We start from the raw sequence: 21,590 nt of genomic DNA on the forward strand, positions 1-21,590 counted from the left end.
AAGCATCGGCTTTTTTGTAGATGAGAACTCAGATGATTCCCATGAAAAAGCCCACTTCCGTGGGCTTTAATATAATCTCTAATGATTAACGACCATTACGGCTACGACCGCGTGGTGCCTTGGTATTTGGACGAGTCGTACCATTGGTCTTACGACGTGGCTTTTCGCTTTCATCCATTTGCCAGATACGTTTAGTGCCTGATTTTTTCTTGTCGCCGTCTTTTTTATCACCTTCTTTCTTTTTCTGGTGCATTGGCTTACCGCCCGTACCACCAGGTTTTTTCACATAAGAGCGAGAGCGATAAGGCTTGTCTTCAGGCAGGTCTTTAAAATCAGGATAAAGTAACGGTTCAATTTCAGTTTGCTCGCCGGGTTGTAAGCCCAGACGAATCAGATCGATTGCACCGATTTTAGTACGGATCAAACGTAGCGTTGGGAAACCCACAGCAGCAGTCATACGACGCACCTGACGGTTACGGCCTTCACAAATTTGTAGCTCAATCCAGCTGGTTGGGATATTGGCGCGGTAACGTACTGGAGGATCACGTTCCCATAACCATTCTGGTTGATCGACTTTAAGCGCTTTTGCCGGTAAGGTCATACCATCAGCCAGTTCTACACCTTTACGAAGTTGCTCTAATGCTTCTTCAGTTACATCGCCATCGACTTGCGCAAGATAGGTTTTAAATTTCTTATTGGCTGGATTGGTAATGTATTGATTCAGACCGCCGTGATCCGTCAGGAAGGTTAAGCCTTCTGAATCGAGATCAAGTCGACCCGCAAGACGTAAATCAGGATCATGGATAAAGTGAGAAAAGGTGAGGTGAGCGGAATCCTCACGGAACTGTGACAAAACGTCATAAGGTTTATTAAATACGACTATTTTCATATCTGTATACTGCTTTGGCTATGGGCGGCATCATAACAATAAAGGTTTTTATTTAATGGGAAAATGTTGTTATTTCCCGTATAAATCTCAAAAAAACCAGTTTTGAACTAAACTGTTTCATGTAATAAAAAACGAAAAGCATGCCATAGAAGGCATAGACATAATCATTAAATACATGAGGGAGAACCTGCAAAATGGGTTATCAGAAGATCGTGGTTCCTGCAGACGGAGACAAAATCACAGTAAATGCAGACCTGTCACTGAATGTTCCAAATCGTCCGATCATTCCTTTTATTGAAGGTGATGGTATTGGTGTGGATATTACACCAGCAATGAAAGCAGTAGTAGATGCCGCCGTGCTAAAAGCTTATGGTGGCAAACGTTCGATCGAATGGATGGAAGTCTACTGCGGTGAGAAAGCAGACAAAATTTACGGCAGCTATATGCCTGAAGAAACTTTTGATGCTTTACGCGAGTTTATTATATCAATAAAAGGCCCTTTAACCACACCTGTAGGTGGTGGAATTCGTTCTTTAAATGTCGCATTGCGTCAGGAACTTGATTTATATGTCTGTGTGCGGCCAGTTCGCTGGTTTAAAGGTGTGCCTTCTCCAGTACAACATCCAGAACTGACTGATATGGTAATCTTCCGTGAAAACTCGGAAGATATCTATGCGGGGATTGAATGGAAAGCGGACTCTCCTGAAGCGAGAAAAGTGATTAAATTCCTACAGGAAGAAATGGGCGTAACCAATATTCGTTTCCCCAAAGAGTGTGGAATCGGGATTAAGCCCGTGTCTAAAGAAGGTTCTCAGCGCCTAGTTCGTAAAGCGATTCAGTTCGCGATTGATAACGATAAACCTTCGGTGACCTTGGTTCACAAAGGCAACATCATGAAATACACCGAAGGTGCGTTTAAAGAGTGGGGCTATGAACTTGCGATGGAACGTTTTGGTGGACAGCTGCTGGATGGCGGGCCTTGGGTAAAAATTAAAAATCCAAAAACGGGAAAAGATATCATTATTAAAGATGTGATTGCTGATGCATTTTTACAGCAAATTTTAATGCGTCCAGCAGATTATTCTGTCATTGCCACACTGAACCTAAATGGCGACTATATTTCCGATGCACTTGCAGCCGAAGTGGGAGGGATTGGGATTGCACCAGGTGCCAATATTGGTGGCGCAATTGCCGTATATGAAGCAACGCATGGCACAGCGCCCAAATATGCAGGACAGGATAAAGTGAATCCTGGTTCGATTATTTTGTCTGCGGAAATGATGCTGCGTGATATGGGCTGGACTGAAGCTGCGGATTTAATTATTACGGGGATTTCAGGTGCGATCTCTGCTAAAACCGTGACCTATGATTTTGAACGTCTCATGTCAAATGCAACTTTGCTCCGTTGTTCAGAGTTCGCACAAGCTATTATTGAGCATATGGAAGATTGATAGTTTGTTTTCACCAGAAGAGCGGTTTTTTCCGCTCTTTTTATTTAATCAAGAATTAAAGATGTGATGAAAAAAGCATGTACAAAACTGAATACATGTCATATTTTTAAATCTTCTAAAATAAAAAATTGAGCATCATGGCTGAAAGAAAATATGGTGAAGCTGCACCTAAAACGACAGACAGTATTGCCAGTTTAGATTGGTATGAGCAAGTACTCAGTAACCAAAAATATGAGCGTACTTTATTTGTCGATTTAGACATGTCTGAGGCTCACAGCACTGGCGCAGTATTTAATGAATGTACTTTTCGCCGTGCACGCTTCAATGGTTCAACTCATCAAAGTAGTGCTTTTATCAATTGTACCTTTGCCTTCTGTAATTTTTTTGATAGTAAATTTACTGACTGTAAGTTTGTGGGCAGCATGTTTAGTGATTGCCAGTTTCATCATATGCGGGTCGAAGACAGTGACTGGGCCTTTGTTGGATTGCCGGGTGCTGATTTAGAAAAAGCTTGTTTTCTTCGAACGCGTTTAAGAGAGGCCGATTTGACAGGGGCACGGTGTCATGGAAGTTCAGTTCGAGAGAGTGACTTGTCGGGTGCATGGCTCCACAGCGCAGATTTTACCGAGTGTGATTTAAGAGGCAGTGATTTGAGTGCATTAGATCCGAAAGAAACTCAAATTAAAGAGGCGATTATCAATCTTGATCAAACTTTAATGATTGCAGAAAATTTAGGTTTTGATGTCCGAATTGACTGAGGATCGTTGAATGATTTTTTGCTCATAATGAGTGGTTTTGGGCCACTCATGTTTTGGGAGATTGAGTAAAAATTGCTGCTTTAAGAGAAATAAAGTCGAATAAAAGGGATAAATTGCTCACCAATTACGATGCCCAATAAACCCAGTAAAGCAACAATTGGCGGTGCAGGCGCTTTGACATCTAAAACGTAATACAACACACCCACCAATATACCTACTGCAAGTGATAACAGGTAAATCTTCATAAACTATGCTTGATCAGTCCGCTTTAACTTTACAGAAGTGATCAATTTCAGGATTACAATTCCAGATATATTCAGCTTCTTCGGCACAAAGTTGCGCCTTTTTTTCGCCTTGTGTATCACGAATAAAAGCAAGCGTCATATCCATACCCGCACTTACACCCGATGAGGTGTAAAATTTTCCATCAATCACCCAGCGTGCCTGAGCTTGCCAGCGCACCTTATCATTGAGTTTTTGCACAAACTCAAAGGCCATTTTATTAGAAGTCGCCTGAACGCCATCTAGTACACCAGTTGCAGCCAGCAAAGAACTTCCTGTGCAAATGGTCAGTACATGTCCGCTGTGCAGCGCAAGTGTTTTTAATTGATCGAGAAGTGGCTGATTCTGAATTAAATCAAAAGTGACAATTCCGCCTGGAACCAACAAAATACTATGTTCATTGACCGTCATATCTTTAAATGGCTGTGTTTGCAGTATAACGCCATGTTTGTTGGAGATCAGACCACCATTCAGGCTATAAAACTGCACTTGATAATGTTCTTGCAGCAAACCGAATAGTTCGACAGGCCCCATAATATCAAGGGTTTCAAAGTCTTCAAATACAATGGCATTAACAGGAATACGCATTTCTTTTCTCGCTAGTTTCATCTGCGTACTACCATAGAGAGCTGTGAATTTTTGTTTGTGAATATTGTGTATGGCTTATTTTGAATTATGCTAAATCATTGGACTTTTTGCCTGATCTGTTAGCAAGCGGATGCTGATTTTGGTTTGTTTTTTAGGCATTTAGTAGCCTATTAAGACAAAATAATGGGTGTATCGTAAATTTAGAAAAATCTGTATCTATCATTTATCAAGCAGATGTTCAAAATGATGGAAAAATAGAGCGAGCGTTATGCCATGAAGATGTATCAAGTTGATGCTTTTACCCAAGAATTATTTAAAGGAAATCCAGCAGCAGTTATCGTAGTAGATGAATGGTTGGATCAGCAGTTGATGCAGAATATTGCAATGGAAAATAATCTTTCTGAAACTGCTTTTGTAAAGACAATCGATGAGAGTAATTACGAGATTCGCTGGTTTTCACCCTTAGAGGAAGTTGCTTTTTGTGGGCATGCCACCTTAGCCAGTGCTTTTGTACTTTTTAAGGATTTTACTCAAGCAACAACGATTCAATTTCATGTACGTGATCTGGGTATTTTTATCGTTAGCCAAGATGCTGATGGAAAAATCAAAATGAACTTCCCGATTCGTAGAGCAGAGCAAGTGTCTGACTACCCGTCAGAACTACGTGAAGGGTTGTCAAAACCATTTAAAGCCGTCTATCGCAATCCTCAAGCTTATATTATTGAATATGAAACGGTACAGGATGTATTGGATGAACAACCTAATCTGGAAGTATTAAAACGCTTAGGTAGAGTTCGGACTGCGATTACCGCTTCTCAACCTGATGTAGCGATTACAGCGCGAGGTGAGGGGAAGTTTGATTGTGTTTCTCGTTACTTTGCACCTGCAATCGGGATTGATGAAGATCCTGTAACGGGTTCTATCCATACTGCGATTGTGCCGCTGTGGGCCGAGAAGTTGAACCAGACGCGACTCGTGGCTTTTCAGGCGTCAGCACGCGGTGGAATTTTAGACTGTGTGATTGAGTCTGACGAACGGATCGAAATTTCAGGTTATGCAAAATTGTATATGCAGGCTGAACTGGCAATCTGATTTTTAGCTTAAATTGTGCAAAAACAAAGATAAAAGCTGTTTAAATAAACAGCTTTTTTCAAAACGTAACTATTAAAAATGCGAATCATTCTCTACCATAGCTTGTCTGTATGATTTAAATCACCATAAATACTTGGATAAATTATGTTAATGCGCTTTAAGCAGCTTACTCTCTCGCTTTGTTTGATTGGGTTGAGTGCGACGTCTTGGTCTCAGACAGTGCTCGTAAAAAGTGAAAAAAATATTGAAGAATATAAATTAGATAATGGTTTCAGAGTTATTCTTGCGCCAAACGATAAAGAAAATAAAGTCTATGTAAATACAGTTTACCTGACGGGTTCACTGAATGATCCAAAAGGAAAAGGTGGGCTGGCACATCTATTAGAACACTTGGCTTTTAAAGGGACGCAAAACGTTAAAGGTGAAGAGTTTCAGCGCCGTTTAGATCAATATACCTTGATGACCAATGCCAGTACGGATTATTACTCAACCAAATACTTAAACATTGTTCGTCCTGAAAAAAATGCACTGAATGAAATTCTGTATCTCGAATCCGAGCGTATGGATAAATTGGTGTTACAAGAAAAATTTGTTCCCTCTGAAATTGAAATCGTAAAACGTGAACGTGAAATTCGTATGGATCAGCCGTTTGCAGTTTTAATAGATCAGGTGTGGAAAGCCGCATATGGCAACCAGTATTTAGGTCGTTTACCGATTGGTGACTTACCCGAATTAAAATCAATTCAGTTGAATGAACTGAATCAGTTTTATAAGACTTGGTATGCGCCGAATAATGCGGTCATGGTCATTTCTGGTAAATTTGATAAAACTGAAGTATTGAATAAGATTGATCAGTATTTCAGTCCAATTCCTGCACGCGCCGTACCTGCTCAGGTGAAAGTGCCAGTTCTTGATGCAAGTAAGATTGAACAACGTCAATTTACCGTGAAAAAGGGCAGTGATCTGGCCAAATTCCATATTTATATGAATGGAAAAAATACCGAATTACAACCGATTCTGGCACTCGCACCTTCTCTCTATACCATGCAGCCTAGCGGGCCTTTATATAAAAATATGGTCGAGACAGGCATCAGTACTGCAGTTCAATCTGCAACATGGTTAGATCAGGACTTTAACGTGGTGTTTATGGGCGCAGTTTACGCACCAAGCCATGATCCCAAAAAAGTTGATGATGCATTGAAAACGGGTGTGGAAAATAGCCAGCCATTTACCGAGGCTGAATTACAGCGCATTAAGAATATTACCCAGAATACGGCTGATACCATTGCCAATGATGCAGTGGCTTTAGGTTCACGTCTTAGTGACTACGCCGTCTCTTCTCAGGGACAATGGGATCAATATTTCAAGGACTTAAAGACAGTTCAAGCATTAAAGCTGAAAGATACCAATGAAACACTCAAAGCGTTTTTAACCACTTCACATCGTATTTCTGGTGATATTTTGCCAACGCCAGAAGATCAAAAGAAAGCAATGACTTTGAAGGCTGAAGAGAAGCCAAAAACTTTAGATCAAAGCAATGAACAGCCTGAACCTTTAAAAGATCCGAATGTCTATAAGCAGGAAGTGACCCAGTTTATGGCACAGTCTGCTCAGCAATTGCAGAAAAATGAGCAGAAGATCCAGCGTGGTGAGTTGAAGAATGGCATTCGCTATGCTTTATTCCCAACAGCAACCCGTGACGATAAAACCTATGCCACGATTAGTCTGGATTTTGGTGATGAAAAAGCGTTATTTGGTAAGGGCGTAACGTTGGATTTAACCAGTTACCTGATGTTGCGCGGTTCAGAAAAGCATACTTTGCAAGAAATTACCGATAAAGCAATTGCTGCCAGTGGTGGTGCATCTGTTAGCTCAAATGGCAATGGTTTTACCATCGTGGTTCAGGCGAAAAAAGACAAGTTTGAAGACTTCTTTAACTTTATTGTCGATGTGTTGAAGCAGCCAAAATTCTCGCAAACAGAATTTGATCTTGCCAAAAATCAAAGTTTATCTGTACTCGATCGTCCTTATACTGAGCCTGCGGTTGTGGCTTCTATGACGCTCTCTAAAATTCTGGAAATCTATCAACCCGGCGATTTGCGTTATCACTTTGAGCCTGATTTTGCGAAAAAACAGATCAGTGAGGTAACTCAACCGCAAGTGAAGCAATTCTATGATCAATTCTTTGTGACTGATCATGCACAGATTGCAGTGACGGGTGATTTTGATGCCAAGAAAATGCAAAAAACCTTACAAAAGGCATTTGGCTCTTGGAAAGCAAAACAGCCTTATACCAAAGTGACAGGCCAATATACGGTTTATAAAGCACAAAAAGTGCACGCTTTATCGGAACAACGTGAATTTGGTAGTTACCAAAGCGTGTTAGCGCTGCCAGTCGGTTCTTATCATGCAGATGCGCCAGCGTTAATTATCTTGAGCCATATTTTGGGTAACTCGCAGCTTTCATCGCGTTTGGCACAAGAGTTACGTGAGAAAAATGCCTTGGTCTATGGTTTTGGCAGTGGTTTGGACTTAGATCCAGATATCAATGATGGTACGTTAAGTATTACTGCAAACTACACGTCGGGGCGTTCAGCGCAAGTATCGCAATCGGTACATAAAGTCTTGAATGAGCTGTTAAGTAAAGGCGTGACCGAGCAGGAAGTTGAAGCTGCGAAAGCAGACATCATGAAAAAACGCGTCACAGCTTTGGAAGATGAACGTAATATTCATGGCATGTTGACAGGTCAGTTAGAGCGTAACAAAACGCTGCTGGATCGCGCTGAACGTGATCAGGAACTTGCCAAATTGACCAAAGAAGATGTGAATGCAGCAATCAAAAAATACATCAAGCTTGATCAGTTTGTAGAAGTGATGGCGGATCAGTATGGTCAGCCTCAAAACTTGAAATAAGCAAACAAAAAGAAAGCCACCGATCAGGTGGCTTTTTTTTGCATCAATCATTAATGATCATGTTTGTGTGCATGAAAATCTTCATTTTTGCGGAAACGTAAGTAGTTTTCGAACTGTTCGCAATATTCGTCAAAATTATCTTCCAGCATCATTTGGAACTGTTGCAGCAGATAAGACATCACTTGTTCTTTTGCCTCACGCATTTCTTCGCCATCTTTAAAGTTATTGGCTGCGACCCAGGTGTTAAAACGGGCAGTGGCAAATAACATGGCTGCGCTCACTTGGCCACGTAACTCTTCTGGTTTAGCTTGTTGACCTTTTGGTGGGCGGCAAAAATCATTAGCGAGTTTGATAAATTCATCGGCGCGCTCAAAAAATACGGCATTTAAAGCTTCTTCTTCCGTCACATCGGTAGCGTTAATTTTTTGAGACATGAGATTTTCCAGCGACAAGTAAAGACACATTATTATAGACAAAGCCTTGTCGAAACTAAACCTTTGCCTTAATCTAAAATAGCCTAAGCAATTAGAATAATCACTATGCAAGATGCGATCGCGATTCAAAGCCTGAAAACGGATATTGCCTTACTACGCCAACATATCTATCCACCGCAATCTTTAGAGCATGTTGAGGGCTTGCCGATTTATTATGGTCTAAAGGATGAGGTTGATGAGTATTACCGACAATGGCAGCCTTTGATTGAGAGGGCACAGCAATTGTGTCAGCCTTTTATGGAAGATGAAGTGGTGGATGCGATTCATTTGCCTAGCCATTTAAATCTGCCGCTATTTTTCTTTCATGTGGATCGGATTCGAATTAATAAAACCCGCGCCAAAGAATCGAAAACCTTTCGTGGTGTTGCGGCCTTATTGGAAAAATGCGGGCAGTTTGAAACGGATCAGATTTTTGCTATGCAAGAGTGGTTGGGAAGTGATGACACTGCTGCCTTAGTTGCGCATCGAGAATTTATCGATTTACGGACTTACGTATTTCAACATGGGCAGAGTGAATATACCCGTACCCGTTTTTATATGAATGGCATGATTCTCAGTGTTGAGCCACATTTTAAATTGGTGGATGCACGGGATAAGCCACGTAAGCAGCGTAATGATAGCTATAGTGATCCGATTGCAGATAATGGAACGTGGAAGATTTTTGGAAAGTATCGGTAAGTGATTTAAGGGGGAATAAATAGTTTAAAGCACTAATTTTTATTAAAAAATAACAGCACAGCCACAAGTGCTATATAAAGTTTGGATGTTTTCGCATAGGCGATTTCCTACTTTGTTTTCGGACAAAGTAGGCAAAGCCATTGTCATCAGCAAAACCTGTCTGTTTCTTGGATTTATTAAAATGTATCGCAGAAATATTACTTTGCTTATAACACGCAGGTTGCTGATGACGTTTCCGAGTATCCATTTCTGTAGGGCGTAGATTATTTGTGGCGGCATCCATGCCGCCAGCACGATAGGGATTTAAGATGGTTTTCCCTTGCGGAGCTATCGCTCCTCATCCCAAAAAATATCTTTAGTTGATAAAGCCTGTAGTTTCTTTGCCGCTTTCTTTGCAACATGCGGTTGCTGTGCCTTAACCCAACCTAAAGCAAATAAAAACTGAGGATGCTTAGCAGCTTGTTGTTCAAAGATCTGCTCAGCCACAAATAGATCATTATAAAAACCTAAGTACTCCTGAATCGGTTGTAGCTTATTCAAAAATTGCTGAACCTGTTTTTCTGGGTAAATCCCTGCAATAAAGTCGATGCAATAACGCAATTGTTTAACGCGTTTACGGGTACGGTGTTGTTGCTCGACTTCTAACTTAGAAAATTGGCCTGCATCTTTAAGTATCTTTTGATATAGTTTGGTTAAGCTTTTGGCAGCTTGTTTCGAGAGTTTGGATTTTGATTGATGCTCACTGTAGCTAAAGCTGAATAAGGATAAAAACATTTGGGTTGTTTTGCTGTCACTTAATAATTCAGCAATATTTGCATCGACATTTTCTGGGAAGGGAAAATCAAAATCACAGATTTCTTTGACTAAGGGAATGACTGAATCTTGAATCGCATCATTATCGCGTGATTGTCCTAAAGCTTTAAAGATCTCTGCCAACTGACTTTCCCAAGTCGGATCAATCTGTGCCGACCAATTGGAAAAATGCTTTAAAGCTGAACGCAAACGGCGTAAACCGACACGAGCCTGATGAATATGGTCGGCTTCTGCTACCCCATCAGCGATTGCAGCGGCATTGGGGAGGATATGATTGAGCGTATTTTCGATAATTTGTTTGATGGCCTGTTCAGCACTGACATCTTTATCCAAATTCAGTGATTTCGCTTTGGTAGCAGCAGAGACGACTTTGCCTTGGGCCAGTAAATTGCCACGTTCAGCTTTGCTGCGCACATCAAGCCAGAGCTGGTATTTATCTACCCAAGTTTTGGCAAAATCAATCAGCTCTTGTGCTGAACCTTGTTTTAACTCAAATTCGACTTCACAGATTCTGGCGTGGTCAGTTGGAGTTCGGATTTCACCATCATCTAGACAGACTTCAATTTGAGAACCCTCAAATTCGAACACATGAAAAGTACGTTGTACATTGGTCTGGAATTGTAATTGTAGCTCGGCTGGCGCTTCGCCTAAAACATCACGTAGTACAGTTTGAACAGTTTGATTATGTTTATAGAGGGACAGATCAAGCTCAGGTTCTTGAGTACATTTTCCTAAATAGATGTCTTCTTCGATACGTTGTAAATGATTTTTACTGGCAGCTTTAAAGGTTTGCACCCAATGCTCACCTTCTTGACGCAGGCGAATAGCCACATAATTTTTAGCAAGCAAACGGTCAGCAGTGTCATAGTATTTTGCTTGTAACTGAATTTTTTGTGCTTTTTGTTTGCTTAAGGTCTGTAAAACACTTTTTTTCTTAGACTCAGGAAGTTGAAATTTTAGCTCTATTTCCATGATGTTATGACTCCTGACCAACGAGAATGATAAATATATAAATGAGTATAAACTGTTGATCTGAAAAATTATTGTAAAGTTGTTTTAAGGATTGAAAGCAGGGTACACAATGACTTTATTTTGTACAAAAAATGCATTAACGTGTGTAGAGTCTTGCAGGATTAGGATGATCTAGAAATGAATGCACCAGCCAATATCACCAAGCCAGTGGAATTTTCATTACCGATTAAAAATTATGATGAATTTTATCGCTTTTATTTAACTGAACACCGTAGTATTGCCAGCCGTCGTTTGCATGCAGCAGGTAGCTCAATCGGTTTATATTTCTTTAGTAAAGCCATTCGTAAGCGTCAGGCCAAATATGCGGTATATGGTTTGGTTTCGGGTTACGCCTGTGCGTGGGTCGGGCATTTCTTTTTTGAACATAATAAGCCTGCCAGCTTTAAGCAACCGCTTTATAGCTTTATTTCTGATTGGCGGATGCTGTCGGATATTACCCGTGGTCGTTTGAGTTTGATCGATCGTCAGTTTGATAAAATTGAGTCGTAAAATTCATTTGATATTTGAAAAGCTGCTTGGGCGGCTTTTTTTATTTTTGATAGGGGAAATTAAATAAAAACATAATAATAAAATCGACCAATGCAACTGATTTAGAATGGATTTTATATAAATGATTTGTTAGTTTAAGCGACTTAAATAACGAATGGTTTACATGATGAAGAATTTTTTATTTTTAGGGGTTTTGTTAGCTTTAACTGGATGTACCTCGATTCAAGTGAATAATACCACTGGCTTTAATCCAGAATCTATCCGTCAAGTTTGTGTGATTAATAATCCCAAAGTCATAATTAAAGACTTTAATCAGATTGTAGAACGAAGTTTTGCGAGATATAACATTCAAGCAAAAACGTATAATGACACTGACAACCTGAGTCTTTGTCAAACGACACTACATTATACGGCATTAAGATCATGGGATTTTGCACCCTATATGGTCTCTGCACAATTTAATTTATTACAGAATGGAAGACAGGTTTCTGAGGCTTCATTTAAGTTGAAAGGAAATGGTGGTCTTGCTCTAAATAAATGGCGTAGTACTGAAACCAAAATTAATGAATTGGTCGATCAACTTTTAAATAAATCGCCAAAGAAAAAGGCATATAAAAGTTAGATGGTAATGGGCAGTTTAGTGACGAATCATGGCCATAGCTATTGATATTAATTAAGTTTTAAAGCCTCCGTTGGGGGCTTTATTATTGAGTTAATCCTTAAAAGATTTCAATTTAACCTCTAGCTTTCCAATGGTGTAAAACTTAGTGGTATGGTTTTCTATTAGCACCATGAGCTAACGTTATTTATTTGCCTTAACACATTCGGTGAATAGATCATTTCATAAGAACTTATACACTCCCTCTCTTTAAATTTTAGATAAGAAAATATACCCTGAAGCTAATGTAATTATAGTGAATAGTGAAACGTTCATGCGCGGTCTTTACCTCATCACCAACGATGACCCAATCCAGCTCTTACTCGAAAAACTAGATGTTGCTTTGGCAACAGGACAGGTTGCGATTCTGCAATATCGCCGTAAGAAGGTAGCAAAGGCAGAACAGCCACATGAAGTAGAGCAGATCAAAGCGCTGTGTGAACAAAATCAAGTTCCTTTCGTCATTAATGATGATTTGGCGCTGGCTGCACAATTTGGTTTGGGTGTACATCTTGGGCAATCCGATGGTGAGATAAGTGATGCTGCTGCACGTTTACCGAAAGGTGTGATTATTGGCCGTACCTGCTTAAACTCACTGGAATTGGCTGAAAAGGCGATTGCCGATGGAGCAACTTATGTCGCGTTTGGTGCAGTCTATGCAACCTCAACCAAACCTGAAGCGGGCAATGTCGGTATTGAAGTCATCAAACAGGCGAAACAAAAGTTTGCTGTGCCGATTTGTGCAATTGGTGGTCTGACTGTGGAAAATTCTCAAGTGGTGATTGAGGCGGGGGCGAGCCTTTGTGCGGTAATTAGTGATATATTAGGACGATCAACAGCCGAAATTCCTGCTCGTGTAACTGCATGGGCAACGTTATTTGACTAATTATAGGCATCCGCTTTTGCGGAGCTTTCATTGTTTCTCGGAACGACAGCGTTCCTTGTCCTTGATTCTAGGTTGAGCCTTATATGAGTTTATCTCCAAAGCAAGAACAGCTATTTAAACAAGCAAATAAACATATTCCAGGTGGTGTTAACTCTCCTGTACGTGCATTTAACGGTGTTGGCGGTACGCCTGTCTTTATCGAAAAGGCAAAAGGTGCATATTTGTGGGATGTTGATGGCAAGCGTTACGTGGACTATGTTGGTTCATGGGGCCCAATGATCCTAGGTCACGCACATCCAGATATTATTCAAGCAGTACAAACTGCGGCAGAAGATGGTTTAAGTTTTGGTGCACCAACTGTGCACGAAACTACTTTAGCCGATACGATTTGCGACATTATGCCTTCAATCGAATTGGTGCGTATGACCAGTTCAGGTACTGAAGCAACCATGACGGCGATTCGTCTGGCACGTGGTTATACGGGTCGTGACAAGATTGTAAAATTTGAAGGCTGTTACCACGGTCATTCGGATTCATTGTTGGTGAAAGCAGGTTCTGGTTTACTAACTTTAGGCGAAGGCGAACCAACCTCAAAAGGTGTACCTGCTGATTTTGCAAAACATACTTTAACGCTCCCATATAACAACATCGAAGCGTTAAAAGAATGCTTTAGCAAATTTGGTCATGAGATTGCGGGTGTGATCATTGAGCCTGTTGCAGGCAATATGAACTTGGTGACACCAATCGATGGTTTCTTGCAAGCGATCCGTGATGTTTGTGATGAATATAAATCTGTCTTCATTATTGATGAAGTGATGACTGGTTTCCGTGTTGCTTTAGGTGGCGCACAATCGGTCTATAACGTTAAACCTGACTTGACCACGTTGGGTAAAATCATTGGTGCTGGCTTACCTGTCGGTGCTTTTGGTGGTAAACGTGAAATCATGGAATGCATCGCACCTTTAGGTGGCGTTTATCAAGCAGGTACATTGTCAGGGAACCCATTGGCAATGCGTGCAGGTATCGCGATGTTCAAACATTTACGTGAACCGGGTTTCTATGACAAGCTTGCTGCACAGTTAGCCAAATTGCTTGCGGGCTTACAGGCTGCGGCAGACGAAGCGGGGATTCCATTTAAGACCCAGCAAGTGGGTGGCATGTTTGGTTTGTATTTCACAGATCAGGATGACATTACCAGCTTTGATTCAATGTTGGCCTGTGACGTTGAAGCATTTAAGAAATTCTTCCATGGCATGTTAAAGCGTGGTGTCTATCTTGCACCTTCTGCATTTGAAGCAGGCTTTATTTCGTCAATGCATTCAGATCAGGATATTGCAGATACCATTCAGGCAGCCAAAGAAACTTTTGCTGAAATGAAATAAGCATGTGATACAGAAGCCCGATTTATTCGGGCTTTTTTTATGGCTGCTGTTTAGGTTGGTCTAAATAGAAGCCGACTTTAACTCATTTAAAAAATAATGCTGAGTCTTAAAGCAAATCTTGTTGAGTTTTCATCTATTTTTACGATAAACCTCAGCGACGAATAGCAGTAAAGATAAAGAATCTTTACTGTATCGCAAAGTAAAATATGCTTGAATAATCCACTATCTTGGAGTTTGTCTTTGGCTGTCCCAAAGCGCGAACGTATTGGCTTAGGCAAGCTGTAAGATAGCGCTTGTATCATATGTTTAAACAAGCTTTATATAAGAAACTCATAGGAATGGAGTAAAACATGAAAACTAAACATTATTTAACTTCTGCTGATGTAGAAATTCTGGTTCATGCAGCATCACAATATGCAACAGCACATGGTTTTAATGTCAGTATCGCAGTGGTCGATGACGGTGGAACCTTATTAATGATGAAGCGTATGGATGGTGCATCAGTATTATCAACCGAGATTTGCCAAGAAAAAGCATATTCTGCCGCGGTCAGCCGAAGAACAACCAAGGCATCCGAAGATATGATCCGTGATGGTAAAATCGGCTTTTTAACCATCAATGCGGCAAAAGGCATGTTAGAAGGCGGTGAGCCGATTGTTTATCAAGGGCAGGTTGTTGGAGCTGTTGGTGTTTCGGGTGTACAATCTTTCCAAGATGCAGAAATTGCCCAGCATGCGATTCAACAATTTCTAGAGCAACAGGTCTAAATCAGCATTTAAATTCGAATCTGGATGAAAATTCGAGAGAAACACGAAAAAAAATAGTAAAAATACGTGTCATGCATTGTAATTCAGCGCCAAGCTTTTTATGATTGCCCGCTTGTTTTCATCCAGTCGTTGGAAGGCTACCTTGAGTGATTTTCTAAGTGAACATTTGATTCATCGTGATGAAGATTTTATGGTCATCCATAAACCAGCAGGCTTACTCACCGTACCTGGGAAAACGCCAGATTTACAAGATTGTTTAATCAATCGTCTATTAGAACTAGAACCTAAAACCTTACTGATTCATCGTCTAGATCGTGACACTTCAGGGATATTGGTCTTTGGCTTGTCCAAATTTGGACAGAGCACGATTTCACGTCAGTTTCAGGATCGTCAAACTTCAAAAATTTATCAAGCTCTGGTTGCAGGCCATTTAGAAGGTCAGGGCACTGTTGATATTCCTGTGATTTATGATCCAAGCCGCCCGCCATTACATATTGTTGATGCCACTCATCACAAACCAGCATTAACGGAATGGCAGGCGATCGAACATTTAGAAATTCAAGGACAAGCTGTAACCCGAGTTCAACTAATTCCGATTACAGGGCGTTCACATCAGCTTCGTGTGCATATGCAATATTTAGGTCATCCGATTCTGGGCGATACCTTATATGCCACACCAGAACAGCAGCAGCTTTATGCGCGTTTGTGCTTACATGCAACGCAATTAAGCTTCGCTCATCCTAAAACAGGGGCGCAACTGACATTTGATTGTCCTGTACCGTTTTAGTCTAAAAACTTTTTTATGAAACACGATGTGATGCACGCTATTTAATGATGCTTTGTGTCAAAATACATCGTTGAAAACTACATAAAATGCCTTAACTTTTATTTGGGTCAGGGCATAAAATATGTGGGCTAACTTGAGATAAAGGTGGAAAAATTGCAGCAGTTTGCTATTGGTCAACGTTGGTTATCAGATACTGAAACTGAACTCGGTTTAGGGGTTCTTATTGATGTAGATGAACGTTCTATCAGCATTTTATTCCCTAAAAGTGATGAAACTCGTGTCTATGCACGCAACAATGCGCCTTTATCTCGCATCATCTTCAATGTAAATGATGAAGTCCAAGACCAAGAAGGCCTTAAGTGGATTGTTGAGTCGATTGAAGACCGTCATGGTGTCCTTCGTTATGATGTGGTTCGTACACTGGAAAATGGCGAACAAGAACGCAAGTCACTGAACGAAACGCGTATTGGTGCGCAAATCCAGCTGTCAAAACCTTTAGAGCGTTTGTTAGCTAGCCAAGTCGATTATAAAGAATGGTATGACCTGCGTATTGAAGCCATGTTATTGCAGGCGCAAATGCATACCAGCCCTTTACGTGGATTTCTTGGTGCGCGTGTCGGTTTAATTCCGCATCAGCTTTATATTGCACATGAAGTCGGCAAGCGTTTTGCGCCGCGTGTTTTACTGGCTGATGAAGTTGGCTTGGGTAAAACCATTGAAGCGGGTTTGATTATCCACCAGCAACTCAAAACAGGCCGTTCAGAACGTATCCTGATCTTGGTGCCTGATTCACTGCAATATCAGTGGATGATTGAAATGCGTCGCCGTTTCAATTTGCAATTCTCTCTATTTGATTTAACTCGTACCGCATCGATCAAAGAACATGATCCTGATTTAAATCCGTTCTTGACTGAACAATGCATTATTGCCAGCGTTGACTTGATGGTTGACCATGATGACTTGCGTGAGCAGGCGATGGAAGCTGGTTTTGATCTATTGGTGGTCGATGAAGCACATCACTTGATGTGGAGTGAGGAAGAAGGCGGCAATGATCGCTATGACTTGGTCGAAGAACTAGCAGAACAGACAGCAGGTGTGTTGCTACTCACTGCAACCCCAGAGCAACTTGGTGTAGAAAGTCATTTTGCGCGTTTACGTTTGCTTGATCCGCAACGTTTTAGCAGCCTCGACCGTTTTCTTGATGAAGAAGAGCAATATCAGCAAACTGCGAAAATTGCAGAAGTATTGATGTCAGATGACGCTTTAACAGAAGATCATCTTGTTGCACTGGAAGGCTTGTTGGGTCATCGAATTGATGATCAGCCTGAACAGCGTATGCGTGCAATTCATGAATTATTGGACCGTCATGGTACAGGTCGTATCCTGTTCCGTAATACCCGTGAAGCGATTCAAGGCTTCCCGGGTCGTGATTGTCAGCCAGCGCCATTAACAGCGCCAGAAGACTGGTCAATGGACGGCAAAATGCGCGAGCAGATGTGGCCAGAAGAAGGTCAGCTTGATGGTGCATGGATGGAAAATGATCCGCGTGTGCCTTGGTTGATGGAAGTCTTGCGTAAAGACTTAAAACACAAAAAAGTATTATTGATTGCACGTAGTGGGCCTGTCGTCGAAGCGCTGGAAAATGTATTGCGTTTACATGCAGGTATTCGTACCGCGATGTTCCATGAAGGCATGAGCTTGCTGGAGCGCGACCAAGCGGCAGCATACTTTGCCGAAGACAGCTATGGTGCACAAATCTTGCTGTGTTCCGAGATTGGTTCAGAAGGGCGTAACTTCCAGTTTGCCAGTGATTTGATTTTATTTGATTTGCCAGCAAACCCTGACGTACTCGAACAGCGTATTGGTCGTCTGGATCGTATTGGTCAGGAAAATCGTATCCAGATCCATGTACCTTATCTCATGGGGACAGCGCAAGAGCGTATGTTCCGCTGGTACAACGAAGCACTCAATATTTTCAGCAATATTTCTCCAACCGCGCAAACGCTACAAGAGAACTTTATTGTTGAGCTGAAAGATTGCTTACTTGCAGATCAAGGCCAGACCTTTGAAGATTTACTTGAAGAAGTGAATGTACAGCGTCAAGCATTGGAAGCTGAATTACAGGCGGGCCGCGACCGTTTGCTTGAGTACAATTCATGCCGTCCAGTGGTTGCACAGGGCATTGTTCAAGCGCTTGAAGATTATGATGACAACACCACTTTGCCAATGTTTGTGAAGCGTTTCATGTCATCAACCAATATCGATTTTGATGAGCAAAGTAACGGTACGGTGATTATCAAGCCGACTGATCAGATGCAGGTTCAAGGTTTGACGCTAGACGAAGAGGGTATGACAGCAACCTTCTATCGTGATCAGGCACAAATCCGTGAAGATGCACAATACCTGACGCTGGAACATCCATTTATTGAAAGTGTGATGGAGATGATCCGCACGCAATCATTTGGTAGTACCAATGTTGCTTTACTCAAATCGAATGCTCTGAAACAAGGTTCAGTGTTATTAGAAGTCTGGTTTAAGGTCGATGTGGTGGCGCCAAAAGCATTGAATCTGCCATCAAGCTTACCGAAACAACTAATTCGTGTATTGCTCAGCGAAAATGGTCAGGACTTGTCTGCCAAGATTGATCCAAGCATTTTACGTCCATACTTGCATCATTTAGATGGTAATAGCTGCCGTCAGGTGGTGAAAGCACGCCGTGAAGTGATTGAATCACGTTATGCACAGGCGCTGGATATTGCCAAAGAATCATTACCAGAGTTGATGCAACAAGCCAAAGAGCATTACAGCGGTAAATGGCAATATGAAATTGACCGTTTAACTTATCTTAAGCAATTTAACCCAAGTATTCGTGAAGATGAAATTGAGCGTTTACAGAAATTCCAAAAAGAAGGTTTAGGCCTTTTAGATGGTCTTTCTGTAACTCCAGAAGCGATTCAGGTCTTGGTTGTGGTTAAACCATAATTGAGATAGAAATAAAAAAAGAGGACAAAACGTCCTCTTTTTTATGGCCTACTTTTGATTATTTTTGATCAATATTGGCTTCCAAGAACCATAAATATTGATCCAGATCTTCGAGTGCAGCATGCAGAATATCTTCTGAAATCGGATCCTGAATTTCATCAATGGTATCACGCAGATGGTTGGCAACCACCCCATAACGATCTGCCAGTTCTTTTAAGTGGTCTTGTACCGCGTGAATCGCCACTGGATAAGGCTTAAGATGCGAACTTTCGCCAACAGATTGCGTTGTTCCCAACGCTGTTCCACCAATCTGTACGGCACGTTCAGCTACATTGTCCAAGTGTGTGATTAGCGATGTACGGAACATATCTAACATTTCATGTACCGCAATAAAGTTGCTACCCCGCATGTTCCAATGCGCCTGTTTCGTCAGTAACGAAAGATCAATAAGATTGGCAAGAATTTGATTTAAAATTTTTACGGTAGATTCTTTGATCGCATCATCTAAATTATTACGTGTATATACTTTTAAAGCTTTAGCTGCTGAAGAACTCATAGTTACCTCATTCAATTATAATGTGATGAAATGTAGTGAATAAAAAACCGCCTAATTCATCTCTAGCTTACGCCGTGAATAGGGCAGTGAGTGTTTTCGTTTTCTAATCTTTTGTAAGTTTAGTTATCATCAATTTTATTTTTAGAAACGCAGGTTTTGATTCAGATTAAATGATGATTCAATCTGTTACGCTGCGTATTCACTTGTAAAAAATGGCTTAGATTAGGCCTACGTCTTTGCATTCCAGTTTGATATAGGCATAGAAAATTGGTGCAACAATCAAACCGCTCAGCCCAAAAATAGCTTCAAAAATTAGCATCGCCAATAACACTTCCCATGCACTGGCATTGATTTTGGTACCAATAATTTTGGCATTAATAAAATATTCAAGCTTGTGAATAATCACCAGATAGGCCAGTGCAATCGCTGCCACAGACAAGGAAATGGTTAAGCCTGCCATAATGATCAGGGTATTTGAAATCAGGTTACCAATGATCGGGAGTAGACCAAAAATAAAGGTCAGAATGGTCAGGGTCTTGGCAAAAGGTAAGTGGATATTGAATAGAGGCAGAACAATAAACACAAAGATCATAAATAACACGGTATTAATCAGTGAAATCTTGACCTGAGCAAAGACAACGTTTTTAAAAGAAACCGAAAGCTTCTGGATACGATGTAGAATTGCTGCCTTAAATGCAGGTTGCGGGGCATGTTGTTTGAAATTCTGAATCGAGACCAAGATTCCGACAATCAAACCGATCACCATTGTGGCCAGATTATGCAGAATATCTGTGCCCGTATTTTTGACAATGGAAATATTATTCTTGATAAAGGACAAGATCTGATTCTTGATATCGGCAACACTATGTGGCAGATAGCCCGGCAAATAATGGCTCATCTCCGCCTGAAATTTGATCAGGGTCTGGTCGATTTTAATATTGAAAGAATTTAGCCCTGTACCTTTGAGATCATAAATCACAAAGCTAATCAGGCTGGTAATAAAGAAGCCGATCAGCACGGTTGCCAATATTCCCAGAATAATACTGATAAAGATACGGGCGCGTTGACCATCAATATGTTTTTCAACAATTGAACTTAAACTGTTAATAATTTCAAAAACCAGAAATCCGGCAAAGAAACTTGGCAGTAAATGCAGGGGAATGACCATCATTAAAAATAAAGACATCAGGATAAAACTGGCGATGATGCTTTGACGGTCATTCAGTAGATTCATGATCTATATGCCTGATTTAAGTTGTTATGCTAAGAGACAAAATATAATTTTGCTGAGATCTATCGTATTGCGATGTAAAGAATTAATCAATTTCCGTTTCATGAATATGACGAGCACCTTCTAAAATCATACGGATCATCACCATGGTCTGTTCCGCAACTTCAGTACGTTGCTCCACAGGTAGATCAATGACTTTCGCACCCATGTTAAATACTAGTTGGGTAATGGCTTTGGCAGCCAGATCAGCATGACTGATTTTGCTGTTATTTAAGCGTTCTAAACGGATCAGGTCTTCTTGCAATTCTTGCTGGAAGAAATTGAGCTGGCGATCAACCGCAGCTTTATATGACGTTGAACCCGTATAGCCTTCGCGCAATAACAGACTCAGATTGCCTTCGTCGGTATTCAGTTGTTGAATAAACACTTCAACCGAACTACGAATAATGCTTTGCTGCTTGGAAGCCTGTAAACGTGCTTCGCGAATAATGCGACGAAGTACCAGACCAGATTGATCAATCAATGCAATGGCCAACTCATCAATATCTTTGAAATGACGATAAAAGCTGTTTGGTGCAATGCCAGCTTCACGTGCAATTTCACGTAAACTGAGAGAGGCGATACTTTTTTGCGGGCCGATCAGATTCAGCGTGGCTTGAAACAACTCTTCTTTTGTAATCGTTGCTTTCCTACCCACCGAACGTACAGGAGATTTCATGGGAATGACATCTTGTTCGTTTACGGTGTCATGGCCGAGCGGTAAAAAAGAAGAATGAACCATTATTTTCAATATATAAGTAAGCTACTCGGGATTATAACGATTGTCGTTGTACTTGTGAAATGTAAATTCTTATACGAGTGT

General features: G+C 40.9%; 20 protein-coding genes. 12 read left to right on the plus strand and 8 right to left on the minus strand.

All coding sequences use genetic code 11. From position 1 onward, the window contains the following. Positions 1 to 85: 85 nt before the first annotated feature. Positions 86 to 889 (minus strand): pseudouridine synthase, encoded by an 804-nt coding sequence (locus tag PJ15_RS00760; protein WP_004770289.1) that lies wholly within the window; start codon positions 887 to 889, stop codon positions 86 to 88. A 194-nt stretch (positions 890 to 1,083) separates the two neighbouring features. On the opposite strand from PJ15_RS00760, the gene icd reads away from it, so the two are divergent. Further along, positions 1,084 to 2,340: an NADP-dependent isocitrate dehydrogenase gene (gene icd / locus PJ15_RS00765; RefSeq protein ID WP_004770287.1), complete on the plus strand. Its 1,257-nt coding sequence runs from the start codon at positions 1,084 to 1,086 to the stop codon at positions 2,338 to 2,340. Positions 2,341 to 2,477: 137 nt separating this feature from the next. Continuing rightward, positions 2,478 to 3,098 carry a pentapeptide repeat-containing protein gene (locus PJ15_RS00770; protein ID WP_047426814.1) on the plus strand — a complete coding sequence of 207 codons (621 nt, stop codon included), beginning with the start codon at positions 2,478 to 2,480 and terminating at the stop codon, positions 3,096 to 3,098. An 80-nt stretch (positions 3,099 to 3,178) separates the two neighbouring features. On the opposite strand, the gene PJ15_RS18245 is transcribed toward PJ15_RS00770, so the two are convergent. Together PJ15_RS18245 and PJ15_RS00775 are read right to left on the minus strand one after the other, a co-directional pair. Beyond that, positions 3,179 to 3,343: a DUF1427 family protein gene (locus PJ15_RS18245; protein ID WP_081402415.1), complete on the minus strand. Its 165-nt coding sequence runs from the start codon at positions 3,341 to 3,343 to the stop codon at positions 3,179 to 3,181. A gap of 13 nt (positions 3,344 to 3,356) precedes the next feature. Beyond that, positions 3,357 to 3,968 carry a DJ-1/PfpI family protein gene (locus PJ15_RS00775; protein ID WP_047426938.1) on the minus strand — a complete coding sequence of 204 codons (612 nt, stop codon included), beginning with the start codon at positions 3,966 to 3,968 and terminating at the stop codon, positions 3,357 to 3,359. A gap of 273 nt (positions 3,969 to 4,241) precedes the next feature. Here PJ15_RS00775 and PJ15_RS00780 point away from each other — a divergent pair, with 273 nt between their 5' ends. Both PJ15_RS00780 and PJ15_RS00785 read left to right on the plus strand, forming a co-directional pair. After that, positions 4,242 to 5,060 carry a PhzF family phenazine biosynthesis protein gene (locus PJ15_RS00780; protein WP_047426817.1) on the plus strand — a complete coding sequence of 273 codons (819 nt, stop codon included), beginning with the start codon at positions 4,242 to 4,244 and terminating at the stop codon, positions 5,058 to 5,060. Between the two features lie 144 nt (positions 5,061 to 5,204). Further along, positions 5,205 to 7,973, plus strand: a complete 2,769-nt coding sequence (locus PJ15_RS00785; protein ID WP_047426818.1) for a M16 family metallopeptidase — start codon at positions 5,205 to 5,207, stop codon at positions 7,971 to 7,973. 50 nt (positions 7,974 to 8,023) lie between these two features. Here PJ15_RS00785 and PJ15_RS00790 read toward each other — a convergent pair whose 3' ends face one another. Beyond that, positions 8,024 to 8,407 (minus strand): DUF3144 domain-containing protein, encoded by a 384-nt coding sequence (locus PJ15_RS00790; protein ID WP_004770279.1) that lies wholly within the window; start codon positions 8,405 to 8,407, stop codon positions 8,024 to 8,026. Positions 8,408 to 8,512: 105 nt separating this feature from the next. Between PJ15_RS00790 and PJ15_RS00795 the strand changes: the two genes are divergently transcribed. Then, positions 8,513 to 9,145, plus strand: coding sequence for a hypothetical protein (locus PJ15_RS00795; protein ID WP_004770278.1), 633 nt, complete (start codon positions 8,513 to 8,515; stop codon positions 9,143 to 9,145). A gap of 327 nt (positions 9,146 to 9,472) precedes the next feature. Here PJ15_RS00795 and PJ15_RS00805 read toward each other — a convergent pair whose 3' ends face one another. After that, entirely contained in the window at positions 9,473 to 10,930 is a 1,458-nt protein-coding gene (locus PJ15_RS00805; protein WP_047426823.1) for a CYTH and CHAD domain-containing protein, read from the minus strand. A gap of 177 nt (positions 10,931 to 11,107) precedes the next feature. Between PJ15_RS00805 and PJ15_RS00810 the strand changes: the two genes are divergently transcribed. From PJ15_RS00810 to rapA, 7 genes are all read left to right on the plus strand, one after another. Beyond that, positions 11,108 to 11,479: a DUF962 domain-containing protein gene (locus PJ15_RS00810; protein WP_047426826.1), complete on the plus strand. Its 372-nt coding sequence runs from the start codon at positions 11,108 to 11,110 to the stop codon at positions 11,477 to 11,479. Positions 11,480 to 11,645: 166 nt separating this feature from the next. After that, a complete protein-coding gene (locus tag PJ15_RS00815; protein ID WP_047426828.1) occupies positions 11,646 to 12,101 on the plus strand; it encodes an Sbal_3080 family lipoprotein in 456 nt (151 codons plus the stop codon). A 310-nt stretch (positions 12,102 to 12,411) separates the two neighbouring features. Continuing rightward, complete coding sequence (thiE, locus tag PJ15_RS00820) at positions 12,412 to 13,023, plus strand: thiamine phosphate synthase (RefSeq protein ID WP_047426831.1); 612 nt, start codon at positions 12,412 to 12,414, stop codon at positions 13,021 to 13,023. Between the two features lie 83 nt (positions 13,024 to 13,106). After that, the gene (gene hemL, locus PJ15_RS00825; protein WP_047426834.1) at positions 13,107 to 14,405 is read left to right on the plus strand and encodes a glutamate-1-semialdehyde 2,1-aminomutase; all 1,299 of its coding nucleotides are present in this window, start codon (positions 13,107 to 13,109) and stop codon (positions 14,403 to 14,405) included. Positions 14,406 to 14,755: 350 nt separating this feature from the next. Beyond that, complete coding sequence (locus PJ15_RS00830) at positions 14,756 to 15,172, plus strand: GlcG/HbpS family heme-binding protein (protein ID WP_047426837.1); 417 nt, start codon at positions 14,756 to 14,758, stop codon at positions 15,170 to 15,172. A 142-nt stretch (positions 15,173 to 15,314) separates the two neighbouring features. Beyond that, on the plus strand, positions 15,315 to 15,959 hold the full coding sequence (locus PJ15_RS00835) for an RluA family pseudouridine synthase (protein ID WP_171066968.1): 645 nt from the start codon (positions 15,315 to 15,317) through the stop codon (positions 15,957 to 15,959). Positions 15,960 to 16,103: 144 nt separating this feature from the next. Then, entirely contained in the window at positions 16,104 to 18,941 is a 2,838-nt protein-coding gene (rapA, locus tag PJ15_RS00840) for an RNA polymerase-associated protein RapA (protein WP_047426840.1), read from the plus strand. Between the two features lie 58 nt (positions 18,942 to 18,999). Here rapA and dps read toward each other — a convergent pair whose 3' ends face one another. From dps to fabR, 3 genes are all read right to left on the minus strand, one after another. Next, positions 19,000 to 19,497, minus strand: coding sequence for a DNA starvation/stationary phase protection protein Dps (dps, locus tag PJ15_RS00845; RefSeq protein WP_005258969.1), 498 nt, complete (start codon positions 19,495 to 19,497; stop codon positions 19,000 to 19,002). A gap of 217 nt (positions 19,498 to 19,714) precedes the next feature. After that, a complete protein-coding gene (locus tag PJ15_RS00850; protein ID WP_047426843.1) occupies positions 19,715 to 20,731 on the minus strand; it encodes an AI-2E family transporter in 1,017 nt (338 codons plus the stop codon). Positions 20,732 to 20,813: 82 nt separating this feature from the next. After that, a complete protein-coding gene (gene fabR, locus PJ15_RS00855) occupies positions 20,814 to 21,509 on the minus strand; it encodes an HTH-type transcriptional repressor FabR (protein WP_004770262.1) in 696 nt (231 codons plus the stop codon). Positions 21,510 to 21,590: the final 81 nt, after the last annotated feature.

It is taken from the genome of Acinetobacter sp. neg1, from assembly GCF_000788125.1.
GTDB lineage: Bacteria > Pseudomonadota > Gammaproteobacteria > Pseudomonadales > Moraxellaceae > Acinetobacter > Acinetobacter vivianii.